Origin of the sequence: Tepidimonas fonticaldi, assembly GCF_007556755.1 — a bacterium.
GTDB lineage: Bacteria > Pseudomonadota > Gammaproteobacteria > Burkholderiales > Burkholderiaceae_C > Tepidimonas > Tepidimonas fonticaldi.
The window spans coordinates 19,931-35,396 of the sequence record NZ_VJOO01000013.1; the positions used below are offsets into that span (position 1 = coordinate 19,931).

13 protein-coding genes and 1 pseudogene are annotated in these 15,466 nt (G+C 68.6%); 6 read left to right on the plus strand and 8 right to left on the minus strand.

The annotated features are described in order from the left end of the window. Positions 1-7 precede the first annotated feature (7 nt). A complete protein-coding gene (holA, locus tag Tfont_RS07900) occupies positions 8-1,063 on the minus strand; it encodes a DNA polymerase III subunit delta (protein ID WP_143969026.1) in 1,056 nt (351 codons plus the stop codon). Positions 1,064-1,123: 60 nt separating this feature from the next. On the opposite strand from holA, the gene rocF reads away from it, so the two are divergent. Continuing rightward, positions 1,124-2,080, plus strand: a complete 957-nt coding sequence (gene rocF / locus Tfont_RS07905) for an arginase (RefSeq protein ID WP_143969027.1) — start codon at positions 1,124-1,126, stop codon at positions 2,078-2,080. A gap of 12 nt (positions 2,081-2,092) precedes the next feature. Further along, positions 2,093-3,181, plus strand: a pseudogene (locus Tfont_RS15025) (ATP-binding protein). Here Tfont_RS15025 and Tfont_RS07915 read toward each other — a convergent pair. From Tfont_RS07915 to Tfont_RS14725, 4 genes are all read right to left on the minus strand, one after another. After that, entirely contained in the window at positions 3,139-3,678 is a 540-nt protein-coding gene (locus Tfont_RS07915) for an LPS-assembly lipoprotein LptE (RefSeq protein ID WP_260682315.1), read from the minus strand. The pseudogene Tfont_RS15025 and the gene Tfont_RS07915 overlap by 43 nt on opposite strands. Before the next feature lie 2 nt (positions 3,679-3,680). Beyond that, complete coding sequence (gene leuS / locus Tfont_RS07920; RefSeq protein ID WP_143969028.1) at positions 3,681-6,383, minus strand: leucine--tRNA ligase; 2,703 nt, start codon at positions 6,381-6,383, stop codon at positions 3,681-3,683. A 99-nt stretch (positions 6,384-6,482) separates the two neighbouring features. Then, the gene (gene dapB / locus Tfont_RS14720) at positions 6,483-7,298 is read right to left on the minus strand and encodes a 4-hydroxy-tetrahydrodipicolinate reductase (RefSeq protein WP_231960212.1); all 816 of its coding nucleotides are present in this window, start codon (positions 7,296-7,298) and stop codon (positions 6,483-6,485) included. A gap of 18 nt (positions 7,299-7,316) precedes the next feature. After that, the gene (locus Tfont_RS14725) at positions 7,317-7,898 is read right to left on the minus strand and encodes an outer membrane protein assembly factor BamE (protein ID WP_068607823.1); all 582 of its coding nucleotides are present in this window, start codon (positions 7,896-7,898) and stop codon (positions 7,317-7,319) included. A gap of 130 nt (positions 7,899-8,028) precedes the next feature. Here Tfont_RS14725 and fur point away from each other — a divergent pair, with 130 nt between their 5' ends. After that, positions 8,029-8,469: a ferric iron uptake transcriptional regulator gene (fur, locus tag Tfont_RS07930; protein ID WP_068607825.1), complete on the plus strand. Its 441-nt coding sequence runs from the start codon at positions 8,029-8,031 to the stop codon at positions 8,467-8,469. Positions 8,470-8,499: 30 nt separating this feature from the next. Here fur and hprK read toward each other — a convergent pair whose 3' ends face one another. From hprK to hpf, 3 genes are all read right to left on the minus strand, one after another. Further along, entirely contained in the window at positions 8,500-9,450 is a 951-nt protein-coding gene (gene hprK / locus Tfont_RS07935; protein ID WP_068607827.1) for an HPr(Ser) kinase/phosphatase, read from the minus strand. Between the two features lie 37 nt (positions 9,451-9,487). Then, positions 9,488-9,958 (minus strand): PTS IIA-like nitrogen regulatory protein PtsN, encoded by a 471-nt coding sequence (ptsN, locus tag Tfont_RS07940; RefSeq protein ID WP_068607829.1) that lies wholly within the window; start codon positions 9,956-9,958, stop codon positions 9,488-9,490. 132 nt (positions 9,959-10,090) lie between these two features. Next, a complete protein-coding gene (gene hpf / locus Tfont_RS07945; protein ID WP_068607832.1) occupies positions 10,091-10,423 on the minus strand; it encodes a ribosome hibernation-promoting factor, HPF/YfiA family in 333 nt (110 codons plus the stop codon). Between the two features lie 363 nt (positions 10,424-10,786). Between hpf and corA the strand changes: the two genes are divergently transcribed. The 3 genes from corA (at position 10,787) to ubiU (ending at position 15,466) form a co-directional block, all read left to right on the plus strand. Further along, positions 10,787-11,773 (plus strand): magnesium/cobalt transporter CorA, encoded by a 987-nt coding sequence (corA, locus tag Tfont_RS07950; protein WP_143969029.1) that lies wholly within the window; start codon positions 10,787-10,789, stop codon positions 11,771-11,773. 223 nt (positions 11,774-11,996) lie between these two features. Further along, the gene (locus Tfont_RS07955) at positions 11,997-14,456 is read left to right on the plus strand and encodes an adenosylcobalamin-dependent ribonucleoside-diphosphate reductase (protein ID WP_143969030.1); all 2,460 of its coding nucleotides are present in this window, start codon (positions 11,997-11,999) and stop codon (positions 14,454-14,456) included. 11 nt (positions 14,457-14,467) lie between these two features. After that, a complete protein-coding gene (ubiU, locus tag Tfont_RS07960) occupies positions 14,468-15,466 on the plus strand; it encodes a ubiquinone anaerobic biosynthesis protein UbiU (protein WP_143969031.1) in 999 nt (332 codons plus the stop codon).

A 15,466-nucleotide genomic window follows, 5' to 3' on the forward strand; every position in this document is an offset into this window, starting at 1 on the left:
GCACGGCTTAGCGTGCGGCGGCACACCCGGCCGCCACGGCAAAGGCTAGGCGTTGCAGCGCCAGCCACGGATCGGCCGGCCAGTCGGGGGCGGTCAACCCCTTGACGATGCCATCCACCGTCTGCGCCTCGGCCAGCCAGCGCCCGGTCTGCGCCGCCCGCAGCCGGGGCAGCAGGCGCTCGTAGCGCTTCTCGCGCGGGCCCCAGACGCGCTGTTCGCGCAGCACCAGCGGCAGGGGTTGCCGGCGGTCCATCGCCAGCCGCACCCGGTGCAGGGTGCGCAGCTCCTCGGCCAACGCCCAGTGCACAGGCACGGGCGCCACCCCTTCGGCGCGCAGCCCTTCCAACATGCGCTGCACGCGCGGCAGCGCCCCGTCCAGCACCGCCTCGGGCAGCCGGAAGGGGTCGTAGCGCGCCACGTCCAGCACCGCCGTGCGCACCTGCTCGAACGACAGCTCGCCCGGCGGATACAGCAGGCCCAGCTTGGCGACCTCCTGATGCGCCGCGAGCAGGTTCCCCTCCACCCGATCGGCCATGAAGGCGAGGGTGCGCTGCCCCTCCTCCCCCGCAGCGACATGCTGCCCCTGCTGCCGCAGGCGCTGCGCGATCCAGTCAGGCAGTTGCGCGCGCTCCACCGCGTCCAGGCGGACCACGACGCCATGCGCCGACAGCGCCGCCCACCACGCGCTCTTGAGGGCGGTACCGTCCAGCCGGGGCAGCAGCACCAGGGTGACGGTGTCCGCCGAGGCGGCGGCGGACTCGGCCAGGCGCTGCAGCGCCTCGGCCCCGTCCTTGCCCGGTTTGCCCGACGGAATGCGCACTTCGATCAGGCGCTTGTCGGCAAACAGGCTCAGGGCCCCGCCGGCAGCCAGGATACCGCTCCAGTCCGTGTGCGCACCCGCCACGGTGAACACGCTGCGCTCGACGTGCCCCGCCGCGCGCGCGGCCGCGCGGATGGCGTCCGCCGCCTCCTGCACCAGCAGGGCCTCGTCGCCATGCACCACATACAAGGGCGCCAGCGCACGCTGGAGCTGGGCGGGCAATTGGGCGGCGCCGATCTGCATGGCGGGGATTCTAGGCGGCATGCCACACTATTCGCTTCGTCACCACCCACACCGTCCGCCATGAGCACGACTTCGTTTCCCCCCGTCGCCCTCGTGGGCGCCCCCACCGACATTGGCGCCGGCGCGCGCGGCGCGTCCATGGGCCCGGAGGCGCTGCGCGTCGCCGGCCTGCAAGCGGCGCTCGAATCCCACGGCCTGCAGGTGGAAGACCGCGGCAACCTGAGCGGCCCGGCCAACCCCTGGCGCCCGGCCGTGGACGGCTACCGCCACCTGGACGAGGTGGTGGCGTGGAACCGCGCGGTGCACGACGCCGTGTATGCCGAGCTGACGAAGGGCCGCCTGCCCATCCTGCTGGGCGGGGACCATTGCCTGGCCATGGGCTCCATCAGCGCCGTGGCGCGCCACTGCCGCGCCACCGGCCGCAAGCTGCGCGTGCTCTGGCTGGACGCGCACGCGGACTTCAACACCTCGGCGCTCACCCCCAGCGGCAATTTGCACGGCATGCCGGTGGCGTGCCTGTGCGGCTTTGGCCCCGAGGCGCTGGTGCGCCTGGGTGGCGAGGGCCCGGCGCTGCGGCCCCAGCAGGTGCGCCAGATTGGCATCCGCAGCGTCGATGCGGGGGAGAAGCGCTTCGTCCACGAGCAGGGCCTGGAGGTGTACGACATGCGCTACATCGACGAAATGGGCATGCGCCACACGATGGAGCAAGCCCTGGCGGGCCTGGACGCCGACACCCACTTGCATGTCAGCTTCGACGTCGATTTTCTGGACCCCGACATCGCGCCGGGTGTGGGCACGACCGTGCCCGGCGGCCCCACCTACCGCGAAGCCCAGCTGTGCATGGAGATGATCGCGGACACCGGCCGCCTGGCCAGCCTGGACGTGATGGAGCTGAACCCGGCGCTGGACGAGCGCAACCGCACCGCGCTGCTGGCGGTGGATTTGATCGAGAGCCTGTTTGGCAAAAGCACCTTGATGCGCGAGCACCAGGTGCGCAAATCCACGTTTCAAACGTAAACTTGCAAGACCATGATCCCGCGCGACGCCCACTCCACGCTGCTGCGGCTGGCGCGCGGCTTTCCGGTGCTGGCCATCACCGGGCCGCGCCAGTCGGGCAAGACCACGCTGGCGCGGCACACGTTCGCCCACCTGCCCTACGTCTCGCTGGAAAACCCCGAGGAGCGCGAGTTCGCCCTCACCGACCCGCGCGGCTTCCTGGCCCGCTTTCCCGATGGCGCGGTGCTGGACGAGATCCAGCGCTGCCCGGCCCTGCTGTCGTGGTTGCAGGGGCTGGTGGACGAGCGCCGGCGCATGGGCGACTTCGTCCTGACCGGCTCGCAGCAGTTCGAGCTGGCCCACGGCCTGACGCAGACGCTGGCCGGGCGCGTCGGCCGGCTGGAGCTGCTGCCGCTGTCGGCCGGCGAGCTGCGGCAGGCCGGCCGGCTGCCGGCCTCGCTGGAGGCGCTGCTGTGGCGCGGCGGCTACCCGCCCCTGTACGACCGGCCGCTGGAGCCGACCGACTGGCTGCCCGCCTACGTCGCCACTTACGTCGAGCGCGACGTGCGCCAGCTGCTGGAGGTGCGCGACCTGACGCTGTTCCAGCGCTTCGTGCGCATGTGCGCCGCGCGCACCGGGCAGCTGCTCAACCTGACGGCGCTGGCGGCCGACTGCGGCGTGTCGGCCACCACGGCGCGGCAGTGACTGTCGGCGCTGGAGGCCAGCTACCTGGTGCTGCGGCTGCCGCCCTACCACCAGAACATCGGCAAGCGGCTGGTCAAGACGCCCAAGCTCTACTTTCTGGACGCCGGGCTGGCGGCGTGGCTGGCGGGCATCCGCGCGCCGGCCCAGCTGCACACCCACGCGCTGCGCGGCGCGCTGTTCGAGACCTGGGTCGTCTCCGAGGTCGTCAAGGCGTTCGCCCACTGCGGCCGGTCCACGCCGCTGTTCTTCTGGCGCGACAGCACCGGGCTGGAAGTCGACCTCGTCTGGGAGACCGCCGACGGGCTGCAGGGGGCGGAAATCACATGGCGGCCTGACCGGTCCTGGACGGACTTGGCCAGATATCCGGGTCGCCCTCAGTTCAGCGACGCCACGGCCGCCAACCGCACCAGCAACTGACGCACGACTGCTGCGCGCATGTCGTCGAACAGCAAGGCCTCTTCGGTCTCTTTGCCGAGCACCACGGTTTCGGAGAAACTCAGCTCGCGCTCCTGCAGCAGCTCGGTGGGGGGGATCAGCTCGCGCCCGCTCGGTGTGCGCAGGGCGAACCGGAAACGCCGCCGCAACGCCAGCTCGCGCACCTGGCCGGCGGCCGTGGTGCCGACCACGACGCGCTCGCGCTGGTCCTGCAGCACCTGCAACACCACCTCCGCAGCCGGCGCCGGCCCAGGCCCCGGTGCGGATGGCACCAAGGTGTCCAGCACCCCCACACCGGCCGCTTGGAGCTGGGCGCGCAGGCTCTCCAGCACGTCGGAGTCGGCGGCCGCCTGCAGCCGCAGCGTGCGGAACGCAAAGCGCAGGCCCGTCCCCCGCAGCTGGAAGCCGCAGCCCGCCAGGGCCGTGGCCGCCCAGGCCCCGACCGCCAGCCCGCGCATCCAGGCACGCCGCGTCGCCACGCTCAGACCACCACGTTGACCAGGCGGCCCGGCACCACCACCACCTTGCGGGCGGGCTGACCGTCGCTGAATCGGGCAAATTCCGGCGAGGCCAGCGCCGCCGCCTCGATGGCCGCCCGGTCGGCATCGGCCGGGACGGTCAGGCTGCCGCGCAGCTTGCCGTTGATCTGCAGCACCAGCTCCACCTCGTCGCGGCGCAGCGCCGCCTCGTCCGCCTGCGGCCACGGCGCATCCAGCAGATCACCCAGCGCGCCGGCGTAGCCCAGCGACTGCCACAGGGCGTGCGTCAGGTGCGGCGTGGCCGGGTACAGGCAGCGCAGCAGGATGCCGAAGCCCTCGATCAGCGCCACGCCGCCGCCGGGCTCGTCCGCCGGGTCGAACGCCTCCAGCGCGTTGAGCATCTTCATGCAGCCCGACACCACGGTGTTGTACTGCATGCGCTGGTAGTCGTAGTCCACCTGCTTGAGCACGGTGTGGATCTCGTGGCGCAGCGCCTTGGCGCGCTTGCCATAGGCCACATCAGCCAGCGATGCTGCGCCCTGCGCGGCCTGTGCCGCGCCGGCCCAATCGGCCTGCGCGAGCCGCTGGCCAAACGCCCAGACGCGCTTGAGGAAGCGGTAGCTGCCCTCCACCGCGGCGTCGTTCCACTCCAGCGTCGCCTCCGGCGGCGCGGTGAACATGGTGTAGAGCCGCGCGGTGTCGGCGCCGTAGCGCTCGATCAGGTCCTGCGGATCGACGCCGTTGTTCTTGGACTTGGACATCGTGCCGACGCCCTCGTAGTCGATCGGCGTGCCGGCTGGCAGCACGCCGTCGCTGCTCGCCACGTCGCGCTTGAGGCGCGCGCCGACGATCTTGCCGCCCTCATCCAGCACATGTTCCACATCGTGCGGCCAGAAGTACTCCTTGGCCCCCTTGGCGGTGCGGCGGCTGTAGATGTGGTTGAGCACCATGCCCTGTGTGAGCAGGCGCTTGAACGGCTCGTCCACCTGCACCAGCCCCAGGTCGCGCATCACCTTGGTCCAGAAGCGCGCGTACAGCAGGTGCAGGATCGCGTGCTCGATGCCGCCGATGTACTGGTCCATCGGCATCCAGTAGCGGGTCCCGTCGGCCACCATCGCATCGGCATTGGTCGGGTCGCAATAGCGCATGAAGTACCAGGACGAATCGACGAAGGTGTCCATGGTGTCGGTTTCGCGCCGCGCGGGCTTGCCGCACTTCGGGCAATCGACCTTCAGGAACGCCTCGCACTTGGCCAGCGGGTTGCCGCTGCCGTCGGGGATCAGGTCTTCCGGCAGCACGACCGGCAGGTCCTCATAGGGCACCGGCACCGGGCCGCAGTCGTCGCAGTGGATGATCGGGATCGGCGTGCCCCAGTAGCGCTGGCGGCTGATGCCCCAGTCGCGCAGGCGGTAAGTGACTTTTTTCTCGCCCAGGCCCTGGGCGGCCAGCAGCTCGGCTGCTTTGTCCACCGCAGCCTGGAAGGGCAAGCCGTTGAGCGGGCCAGAGTTGACGCAGCGGCCCCGTTGCTTGTCGGCGTACCACTCGGCCCAGGTATCGGCGGAGAACGTCTCCCCCTCCACCGCAATGACCGGCTTGATCGGCAGGCCGTACTTCTTGGCGAACGCGAAGTCGCGCTCGTCGTGCGCCGGCACGCCCATCACCGCGCCGTCGCCGTAGCCCATCAGCACGTAGTTGCCGACCCACACCGGCACCGCCTCGCCGGTGAGCGGATGCGTGACGGTCAGGCCCGTCGGCATGCCTTCCTTTTCTTTGAGCGCCAGCTCGGCCTCGGTGGTGCCGCCGAGCTTGCAGCGCTCGATGAAGGCCGCAAGCGCCGGGTTGCCGCGCGCGGCGTGCGCCGCCAGCGGGTGCTCCGGCGCCACGGCGCAGAAGGTCACGCCCATGATGGTGTCGGCGCGGGTGGTGAACACCCACAGCCGCCCGTCCTGGATCGGCTGCCCCTGCTCGTCGCGGATGTCGTGCGGAAAGGCGAAGCGCACGCCCTCGCTCTTGCCGATCCAGTTCTCCTGCATCAGCCGCACGCGCTCGGGCCAGCCGGCGAGGAAATTCGGATCGTCCGGGTTGGCCACCGCCGACAGCAGCTCCTCCGCGTACTTCGTGATCGCCAGGTAGTAGCCGGGGATCTCGCGCTTTTCCACCAGCGCGCCGGTGCGCCAGCCGCGCCCGTCGATGACCTGCTCGTTGGCCAGCACGGTCTGGTCGACCGGGTCCCAGTTGACCACCTGCGTCTTGCGGTAGGCGATGCCCTTTTCCAGCATCTTCAGGAACAGCCACTGGTTCCACTTGTAATAGTCCGGGCTGCAGGTGGCGATCTCGCGGCTCCAGTCGATGGCCAGGCCCATCGCCTGCATCTGCCGCTTCATGTAGGCGATGTTGTCGTAGGTCCACTTCGCCGGCGGCACGCCGTTTTTGATCGCGGCGTTCTCGGCCGGCAGGCCGAAGGCGTCCCAGCCCATCGGCATGAGGACGTTCCAGCCCTTCATGCGCAGCTGGCGCGCCATCATGTCGTTGATGGTGTAGTTGCGCACATGCCCCATGTGCAGCTTGCCGCTGGGGTAGGGCAGCATGGAGCAGGCGTAGAACTTGGGCTTGGTCGCGTCTTCGGTAACGCGGTAGGCGTCGCGCGCGGCCCAGTGGGCCTGGGCGGCGGCCTCGACGTCGCGGGGGGAGTAGGTGTCTTGCATGGCGCAGGGTCGACAACGAGGGGGCGGACCGCGCCCGGTGCGCGGCCCAATGTTGCGCGACATTGTAGGTGGAGCGCCCCCGCCGGCGCCCGCGCCACTTCAGCGCAAGCCGAGCACGTCCGCCATGTCGAACAGCCCCTGGCGCCGCCCGGCCAGGAAGCGCACCGCGCGCAGGCTGCCCTGGGCGTAGGTGGCACGGCTGCTGGATTTGTGGGTGATCTCGATGCGCTCGCCCGTGCCCAGGAACATCACCGTGTGGTCGCCCACGACGTCGCCACCGCGCACCGTGGCAAAACCGATGGTGGACGGGTCGCGCTCGCCGGTGTGGCCATGGCGCTCGTAGACGGCGCAGTCCTTGAGGTCCCGCCCCAGGGCCTGGGCGATGACTTCACCCATCTTCAGGGCCGTGCCGCTGGGGGCATCCACCTTGTGGCGGTGGTGGGCCTCGACGATTTCGATGTCGTAGCCGGTGGACAGGGCGCGCGCGGCCATCTCCAGCAGCTTGAGCGTGACGTTGACGCCAACACTCATGTTGGGCGCCAGCACGATGGGAATGCGCTGCGCGGCCTCGGCGATGGTGGTCTTTTGCGCCTCGGTAAACCCGGTGGTGCCGATGACCATGGCCGTGCCGTGGCGCACGCACGCGGCCAGGTGGGCCAGGGTGCCCTCCGGGCGGGTGAAGTCGATCAACACATCGCTGGCGGCCACGGCAGCATCCACGTCGGCCCCGATGGCCACACCCGCGGGCTGCCCCAAAAAAGCGGCGGCGTCTTGCCCCAGGGCCGGGCTGTCGGGGCGGTCGAGCGCGGCGGACAGCACGCAGTCGTCGGCGGCTTGCACGGCCTCGATCAGCATGCGGCCCATGCGGCCGCTGGCACCGGCAATGGCAACGCGGTGGGGGGTGGAAACGGTCATGGCAACGGGCGGGGGCGTTCAGCGCGGCTCGAGCGGCGGATAGCTCGGCGCCGCGGCGGGGGCGGGGCTGGCGGCGGGTTCGGCGGCAGCGGGCACGGGGCTGGCGGTGCGGGGGGCGGGCGCCTTGGCCTCGAAGGCCTTGAGCTGCTCCTCGGTCGCCTCGAGCACCGGGGGCTGTGCGGCCTTGCGGCGCACGTCCAGGGAAGAGACGAACTCCTCCTCGGTGGGCAATTCATCGGCCTGCACCCGCTCCAGCCGGTCGCCCTGGAAGAACACGCTGACCACGCGGCGCTGCGGGGCCTGGCCCTGGCGCTGGAAGGTGAAGACGTAATCCCAGCGGTTCGCGTGGAAGACGCTGGCCACCAGCGGCGTGCCAAGAATGGCCTGCACCTGCTCGCGCGTCATGCCGGGCTGCAGGGCTTGCACCTGCTCGCGCACGACCACGTTGCCCTGCAGGATGTCCATGCGATAGGGGGTGACCAGACCGCCGATGGTGGACAGCCGCGACGCGGCCCCGTCCAGGGCGCTGCAGCCGGCCAGGGCCAGCAGCGGGGCGAGCCAGACAGCCCGGCGCACCAGGCGCCGCGGGGTCGAGGGCATCGGGGGGGCGGCAGGTTTCATGGCGTGGGACGAATGGGCACACGGGCGCGCAGGACTCGGCGCGAGGTTATATCATCGGGCCCATTGTAGTGGCGCGCGCCCCGGGCCGCCCGCATCCCCCCCCGCACGCATGACCGGCATCGAAGAACTCAAGAACACGGGGCTCAAGGCCACGTTGCCGCGACTGAAGATCCTGGAGATCTTCCAGTCGGGGCGCCAGCGCCACATGACGGCCGAGGACGTCTTCAAGGTGCTGCTGGACGAGCAGTCCGACATTGGCCTGGCCACCGTGTACCGGGTGTTGATGCAGTTCGAGCAGGCCGGCATTCTGGTGCGCAGCAACTTCGAGTCTGGCAAGGCGGTCTACGAGCTCAACGAAGGCCAGCACCACGACCACTTGGTGTGCCTGGATTGCGGCCGGGTGGAGGAGTTTTACGACGCCGAGATCGAGCGGCGCCAGCAGGCCATCGCGCAGGAACGCGGCTTTGCCCTGCAGGAGCACGCGCTGTCGCTGTACGCCCACTGCCAGCGGACCGACTGCCCCCACCGCAGCCGGCCACGGCGGGGCTGACGGGGCAAACCGGGCAGGGACACCCCTGGATCAATCGTCGCGCAGCATGGCGGCGCGCTGGCGTTGCACGAATTCCTGGTAGGTGTCGATGCCGCGCAACTGCAAAATGGCGTTGCGCACGGCGGCCTCGACCAGCACGGCGATGTTGCGCCCCGCCACCACCGGAATGACGGCCTTGCGGATGGCGACACCGAGCACGTCCTGGTAGATGGGCTCGCTGGGCAGGCGCTCGTAGTCGCGCTCCAGCGTCGCCTGGCGCACCAGGTGGACGATCAGGCGCAGCCGCATCTTGCGGCGCACCGCCGTTTCGCCAAAGATGGCCTTGATGTCCAGCAGGCCGATGCCGCGCACTTCCAGCAGGTTTTGCAGCAGATCGGGGCAGCGGCCTTCGACGATGGTCTGGTTGACGCGGTAGACATCGACCGCGTCATCGGCCACCAAGCCGTGGCCGCGCGAGATCAGCTCCAGGCCCAGCTCGCTCTTGCCCAGGCCGGATTCGCCGGTGATCAACACGCCCAGCCCCAGAATGTCCATGAAGACGCCGTGCATCGTCGCCCGCTCGGCGAAGTGGCGCGACAGGTAGGCGCGCAGCACGTCGATCACGAACGCCGCCGACGCCGCCGTGGCAAACAGCGGGATGTGCGCGCGCTCGCACATCGCCACCAGCTCGGCCGGCGGCGTCTGGTCGTCGGCGACGACGAGCAGCGGCGGCTCCAGCGTGACGATGCGCGCGACACGGCGGCGGCAGTCCTCCGCCGTGGAATTGAGCAGGTAGGCGACCTCGCGCACGCCCAGCACCTGGGCGCGGTAGGGGTGGATGTAATTGAGGTGTCCAACCAGATCGGCGCCCGAGCGGGCCTCGGACACCGCCTTGTCGTGAAAGCGCCGCTCGGACGCCGTCTGCCCCGCGACCCACTGCCATTTGAGGGTCTCGCGGTGGTCCTCGAACAGGACGTCGGCGCTGACGGCGCTGGGCTTCATGATGGACTTGCCGGCGGCGCACGGCCGCCGGGCGCGATCAGGCGGCCGCGTGCGCGGACTGCCAGCCCGCGATCAGGCCGTGCAAGGTGGCGGCATTGTCGGCGCTGCGCAGCTTCTCGCGCAACGCGGCGTCGCTCAACAGCTCGGCGATTTCGGACAGGATCTCCAGATGCTTCTGGGTGGCCGCCTCGGGCACGAGCAAAAAAATCAACAGGTTGACGGGCTGCTCGTCCGGCGCGTCGAAGCCGATCGGCTGGGCGAGCTGGAACACCGCCGCCATGGGTTGCTTCAGGCCCTTGATGCGCCCGTGCGGGATGGCCACGCCATGCCCCAGCCCGGTGGAGCCCAGGCGCTCGCGCGCAAAGAGGCTGTCGGTGACGAGCGCGCGGTTGAGGCCATGCAGGGATTCGAACAGCAGACCGGCCTCCTCGAACGCGCGCTTCTTGCTCGTGGCCTCGACGGCCACGAGCACGTGTTCGGGCGGCAGGATCGCAGAGAGTCGGTTCATCGGGGTATGCCTCGAAACGAGGGGGCCATTATGCCCCCATCGCCGCCGCGCTGCCGTGGCCCGAAAACGACAAACCGCTTGACGGCAGCCAAGCGGTTTGCGGCGGGGCAGCAGCGGCTGCCCAGAAAACACTCAGACGACTTCGCGCTTGAGCGGCAGGTGGTGATGCTCCTGCGCCTTGTCCTTGTAGCGCAGCACCTGGCGATCGAGCTTGTCGGCCAGCTCATCGACCGCCGCGTACAGGTCGGCGTGCGTGCTTTCGGCGTAAATGTCCTTGCCCTTGACGTGTATGTTGCACTCGGCCTTCTGACGGTGATCCTTGTCCTTGATTTTGTCGACGGTGAGCAGGACGCGGATGTCCACCACCTGATCGAAATGGCGCGAGATGCGCTCCAGCTTGCTCGCCACGTAGCTGCGCAGTGCCGGGGTGACGTCGAGGTGGTGTCCGCTGATGGTCAGGTTCATGAAGAGCCTCCTTTCGCTCCGGGGAATGGTTCGGCTGCCGAGGGCCGAACGGCGGGGCCGGACGGGCCGACCCCTCGCCTCTACTATGCCTGTTTGAAGCGGGCGTGACAAGCGCAGTTCCCGGCCTGCGAGCGCGCCGCCACCGTCCCCACCGCGCGCACGGTGCGATAATCCGGGCCGTACTTTTTTGTTGGAGTCCCCGCCGTGGAAAGCAGCCCTAGTCGCGTGCTTTCGACGCCGGAGCGCCAGGCCTGAGGCACCGCCCCACCCTGTGTGGCACGGGCGCCCGCACCGGGGCCGGCGGCCGGTGATCGAAAGCACCCCCCGATCATCGTCGCCCCACCCCCCAGCCGGAAGCGCCCCATGCTCAACGTCTTCACGCTCGTCAACGGCCGCCTGTTCCAGGAAGAAATCGATTCCCTGGAGGATCTGGCCCGCTTCAAACCCATCTGGGTCGACATGGAGTCGCCCACCTCCGAGGAGCGCCGCTGGGTGCGGCAGCACTTCGGCCTGTCCATCCCCGAAGACGCCATCGACGACGACATCGAGGAGTCGGCCCGCTTCTTCGAGGAGGACAACGGCGAGCTGCATGTGCGCTCGGACTTCCTCATCGACGACGAGGACGATCCGCGCCATGTGCGGGTGGCCTTCATTCTGAACGACCGCAATCCGGACCTCAAAAGCCACGGGGTGCTGTTTTCCATCCACGACGAGGACGTGCCGGTCTTTCGCCTGCTGCGGCTGCGGGCGCGACGCATGCCGGGCCTGATCGACGACGCCAAGGACGTGCTGCTGAGCCTGTACGACACCGACGCGGAGTACTGCGCCGACACGCTCGAGGACATTTACGAGGACCTGGAGCGCATCAGCACCAAAGTGCTGTCCGGGCAGGTGACGGACGACATCGCAACCGAGGTGCTGGCGGCCATCGCCCGCCACGAGGACATGTCGGGCCGCATCCGCCGCAACATGATGGACACGCGGCGCGCGGTCAGCTTCATGATGCGCTCGCGCATGCTGTCGGCCGAGCAGTTCGAGGACGCCCGCCAGATTCTGCGCGACCTGGATTCGCTGGACAGCCACACCGCCTTTCTGTTCGAGAAGATCAACTTCCTGATGGATGCCACGATCGGCTTCATCAACATCAACCAGAACAAGATCATCAAGATCTTCTCGGTGGCGTCGGTCGCGCTGCTGCCGCCGACGCTGATTGCCAGCATTTATGGCATGAACTTCCAGTTCATGCCCGAGCTCGAGTGGCGCTTGGGCTACCCGTTCGCCTTGGCGTTGATGGTGGCCAGCGCCCTGGGGCCCATGTGGTATTTCCGCCGGCGCGGCTGGTTGAAGTAAGTTCGGCATCCCAATCAGCGGGATGTGGCCGTCGCCTCCCGCCGTGTGCTCATCGGCCCGCCGTTGCCCGTGGACCGGGTATGGCAGCGCGTGGATATGCGCGCGCAGGCGCGACTGACCATCCCCCATCGGGACTACGCCATCGGAACGATGAAACGACGCGCGCGGCGGCGGCGCTTGGGTGTCCAATTACGCTCGTCAATCCACACCGCCCCCGCCCGCCATGGACCGAGCTCTACCGACCGACCCCCTGCCCGCGCTGCCCCCGCAGCCGATCAGTCTGGACGTGCTGCGCGAAAAATACCTCAAACCCGGCGAGCAGAGCGTGGACGATTTGTTCGACCGCGTGGCGCGCGCCGTAGCCGACGCCGAGGCACCCGAGCAACGCGCCCTGTGGGCAGCGCGTTTTCGCCAGCATCTGGCTGCTGGCGCCATTGGTGCCGGACGCATCATGAGCGCGGCGGGCACGGGCATCCAGGCCACGCTCATCAATTGCTTCGTGCAGCCGGTGGGCGACTGCATTCAAGGCAGCGACGAGGACGGTTACCCCGGTATTTATGAGGCGCTGCGTGAGGCGGCCGAGACCATGCGCCGCGGTGGGGGTGTGGGCTACGATTTTTCGCGCATTCGCCCGCGTGGCGCGCGCGTGCACGGTACGGCCTCCACCGCCAGTGGACCGTGCAGCTACATCAACGTATTCGACCAGTCGTGCGCCACCGTGGAAAGCGCCGGTGCACGCCGGGGCGCCCAGATGGCCGTACTGCGCATCGACCACCCCGACGTACTGGACTTCATCACCGCCAAACGCACGCCGGGGCGCTGGAATAACTTCAACGTTTCGGTGGCGGTACCGGATGCCTTCGTCGAGGCGGTGCAAGCCGACGCCGCGTGGGAGTTGGTGCACCGCGCCGAACCCGGCGACGAGCTCAAAGCCGCCGGCGCCACCCAGCGCGCCGACGGTCTTTGGGTATACCGGCGCTTGCCGGCGCGCGAGCTGTGGGACACCATCATGCGCTCGGCCTACGATTTCGCCGAGCCGGGCGTGTTGTTCATCGACGCCATCAACCGTGACAACAATCTGCGCGCCCTCGAACACATCGAGGCGACCAATCCCTGCGGCGAGCAACCCCTGCCGCCTTATGGGTGCTGTTGCCTGGGTCCTCTGATCCTGCCGCGCTTCGTACGGCATCCGTTCGGACACGGCGGCCCTGCGACGTTCGACTTCGACGCCTTTGCGCAGGCGGTGGCGGTACAGGTGCGGCTGCTGGACAATGTACTGGACATCACCCACTGGCCTTTGCCGCAACAGCGCGCCGAAGCGCAGGCCAAACGCCGCATCGGCGTGGGCTTCACGGGGTTGGGGGACGCCTTGATTTTGCTCGGGCTGCGCTACGACCGTGCCGAGGGGCGGACGATGGCGCAGCGCATCGCGCGCACACTGCGCGACGCGGCTTACCATGCCTCGGTGGAGCTGGCGCGCGAGAAGGGCGCCTTCCCATGCTTCGACGCCGACACGTATCTGGCCGAGGGGACTTTCGCCAGCCGCCTGCCCGAAGCACTGCAAGCGGCGATTCGCACGCACGGTATCCGCAACAGCCACCTGCTGTCGATCGCGCCCACCGGCACGGTCAGTCTGGCTTTTGCCGACAACGCCTCCAATGGCATCGAGCCGGCGTTTGCGTGGACGTACACGCGCCGCAAGCGCCAAGCCGATGGCAGCCATAGCACTTACGAGGTGCAGGATCACGCCTGGCGCCTGTACCGGGCGCTTTTCGGATCGCACGCATCACTGACCGAGGCCTTTGTTGGCGCGCTGGAGATTGCTCCGGCCGACCATGTCGCGATGATGGAGGCAGTGCAGCCATTCATCGATTCGGCCATCTCCAAAACCGTCAACGTACCCGCGGACTGCCCCTACGACGCGTTTCGCGACTTGTATTTGCACGCCTGGCGCGCCGGCCTCAAGGGGCTGACCACCTATCGGCCCAACGACATCGTCGGCTCGGTGTTGAGCACCGCGGCAGAGCCGGCGAGAGCCAAGGACGCCGCGCAAGCCGCTGCCGCCGACCCGATGCGCGCCGTCATCGAGAAGCGTCCGCGCGGCGCGCTGGATGCCGTGGCGGAAAAAATCGAGTACTGGACCGCCGAAGGCCCCAAGACCCTATATCTGATCGTGTCGTTTCTGCCGGTGCGCTTGCCCGACGGCAGCGTCGCGCAGCGCGCCATCGAGTTCTTCATGCCGGTTGGGCAAAGCGGCGAGTCCCAGCAGTGGATCTCGGCCAGCATGCGCCTGCTGTCACTGGCGGCGCGTGGTGGGTTCTTGGAGCGGGCACTGGCCGACATGCGCAAGGTGGTGTGGGATCGCGGTCCGGTGCGACTGGGTGAACGCCTGCGCAGCGACGGCACTCGCGTGCCCTTGTGGGACGACTCGGAAGTGGCCGCCATCGCCTATGCCATTCAGCAGATCATCGAGCGCAAAAGCGCCGGCCACGCCGCTGGCGCGGACCCGACAGCGGCAGTACCTGCCCCGACCGAGGGCGGAGATGCCGAGCCCAACGGCAATCCGCTTGCCCACACACCGTTGGCTGGCCGCAAGTGCCCGGAATGCGGCGCCCGCGCCCTCATCCGCCGCGATGGCTGCGAATACTGCACCGCCTGCGGCCACATCGGGGCCTGCGGTTGAAGGAGCACACGATGGATCTCGTATGTCCCGCCGGGACTCTGCCAGCCCTCAAAGAAGCGGTCAACCACGGCGCCAACGCCGTCTATCTTGGCTTGCGTGACGACACCAACGCACGCAATTTCGCTGGGTTGAACTTCGACGAACCGGCGTTGCGCGAGGGCATCGCGTACGCGCATGCCCGCGGGTGCCAAGTGTTCATCGCCATCAATACGTACCCACAGGCCGCCGCGCCACAACGCTGGCAACAGGCCGTCGACAAAGCCGTGCAACTCGGTGCCGATGCCGTGATTTTGGCCGATCCGGGCTTGATGCAATACGCGCGCCTCCACCACCCGCAGTTGCGCCTGCATTTATCGGTACAAGGATCCGCCACCAACGATGAAGCCATCAACTTCTATCACCGGCAATTCGGTATCGCGCGCGCCGTTTTGCCGCGCGTGCTGTCTTTGGAGCAAGTACGTCACGTCGTGCAACGCACGCCGGTAGAAATCGAAGTATTCGGATTTGGCAGCCTCTGCGTCATGGTCGAAGGCCGCTGCGCGCTGTCGTCTTATGTCACGGCGGAAGCCCCCAACACACATGGGGTGTGCTCGCCCGCCAAAGCGGTGCGCTGGCAACAAACCCCACGCGGGCTCGAATCACGTTTGAACGGCGTGCTCATCGACCGCTACGACGCCACGGAAAACGCTGGCTATCCCACGTTGTGCAAAGGCCGCTTCGCCGTCGAAGATCAAGACGCCAGCTATGCCATCGAGGAGCCGACCAGCCTCAATACGCTGACGATACTGCCGCAGTTGCTGCAAATCGGGGTCAAGGCGATCAAGATCGAAGGCCGTCAACGCAGTCCGGCCTACGTCGCCCAAGTCACGCGCGTGTGGCGCGAAGCTATCGATCACTGCCGCGCACAGCCCTTGCATTTCGCACCACGCGGCTCCTGGATGGCCGCACTCGACGCGCTAGCCGAAGGCCAGCAGCACACCCTCGGCGCCTACCACCGCCCCTGGAAGTGA

Excerpts from the sequence above, each read along its gene's own strand:
- fur (WP_068607825.1), top strand. The coding sequence starts at position 8,029 with ATGACCGGCATCGAAGAACTCAAGAACACGGGGCTCAAGGCCACGTTG.
- Tfont_RS14725 (WP_068607823.1), bottom strand. The coding sequence starts at position 7,898 with ATGCCCTCGACCCCGCGGCGCCTGGTGCGCCGGGCTGTCTGGCTCGCC.
- hpf (WP_068607832.1), bottom strand. The coding sequence starts at position 10,423 with ATGAACCTGACCATCAGCGGACACCACCTCGACGTCACCCCGGCACTG.
- ubiU (WP_143969031.1), top strand. The coding sequence starts at position 14,468 with ATGGATCTCGTATGTCCCGCCGGGACTCTGCCAGCCCTCAAAGAAGCG.
- rocF (WP_143969027.1), top strand. The coding sequence starts at position 1,124 with ATGAGCACGACTTCGTTTCCCCCCGTCGCCCTCGTGGGCGCCCCCACC.
- ptsN (WP_068607829.1), bottom strand. The coding sequence starts at position 9,958 with ATGAACCGACTCTCTGCGATCCTGCCGCCCGAACACGTGCTCGTGGCC.
- dapB (WP_231960212.1), bottom strand. The coding sequence starts at position 7,298 with ATGACCGTTTCCACCCCCCACCGCGTTGCCATTGCCGGTGCCAGCGGC.
- leuS (WP_143969028.1), bottom strand. The coding sequence starts at position 6,383 with ATGCAAGACACCTACTCCCCCCGCGACGTCGAGGCCGCCGCCCAGGCC.
- corA (WP_143969029.1), top strand. The coding sequence starts at position 10,787 with ATGCTCAACGTCTTCACGCTCGTCAACGGCCGCCTGTTCCAGGAAGAA.
- hprK (WP_068607827.1), bottom strand. The coding sequence starts at position 9,450 with ATGAAGCCCAGCGCCGTCAGCGCCGACGTCCTGTTCGAGGACCACCGC.
- Tfont_RS07955 (WP_143969030.1), top strand. The coding sequence starts at position 11,997 with ATGGACCGAGCTCTACCGACCGACCCCCTGCCCGCGCTGCCCCCGCAG.
- holA (WP_143969026.1), bottom strand. The coding sequence starts at position 1,063 with ATGCAGATCGGCGCCGCCCAATTGCCCGCCCAGCTCCAGCGTGCGCTG.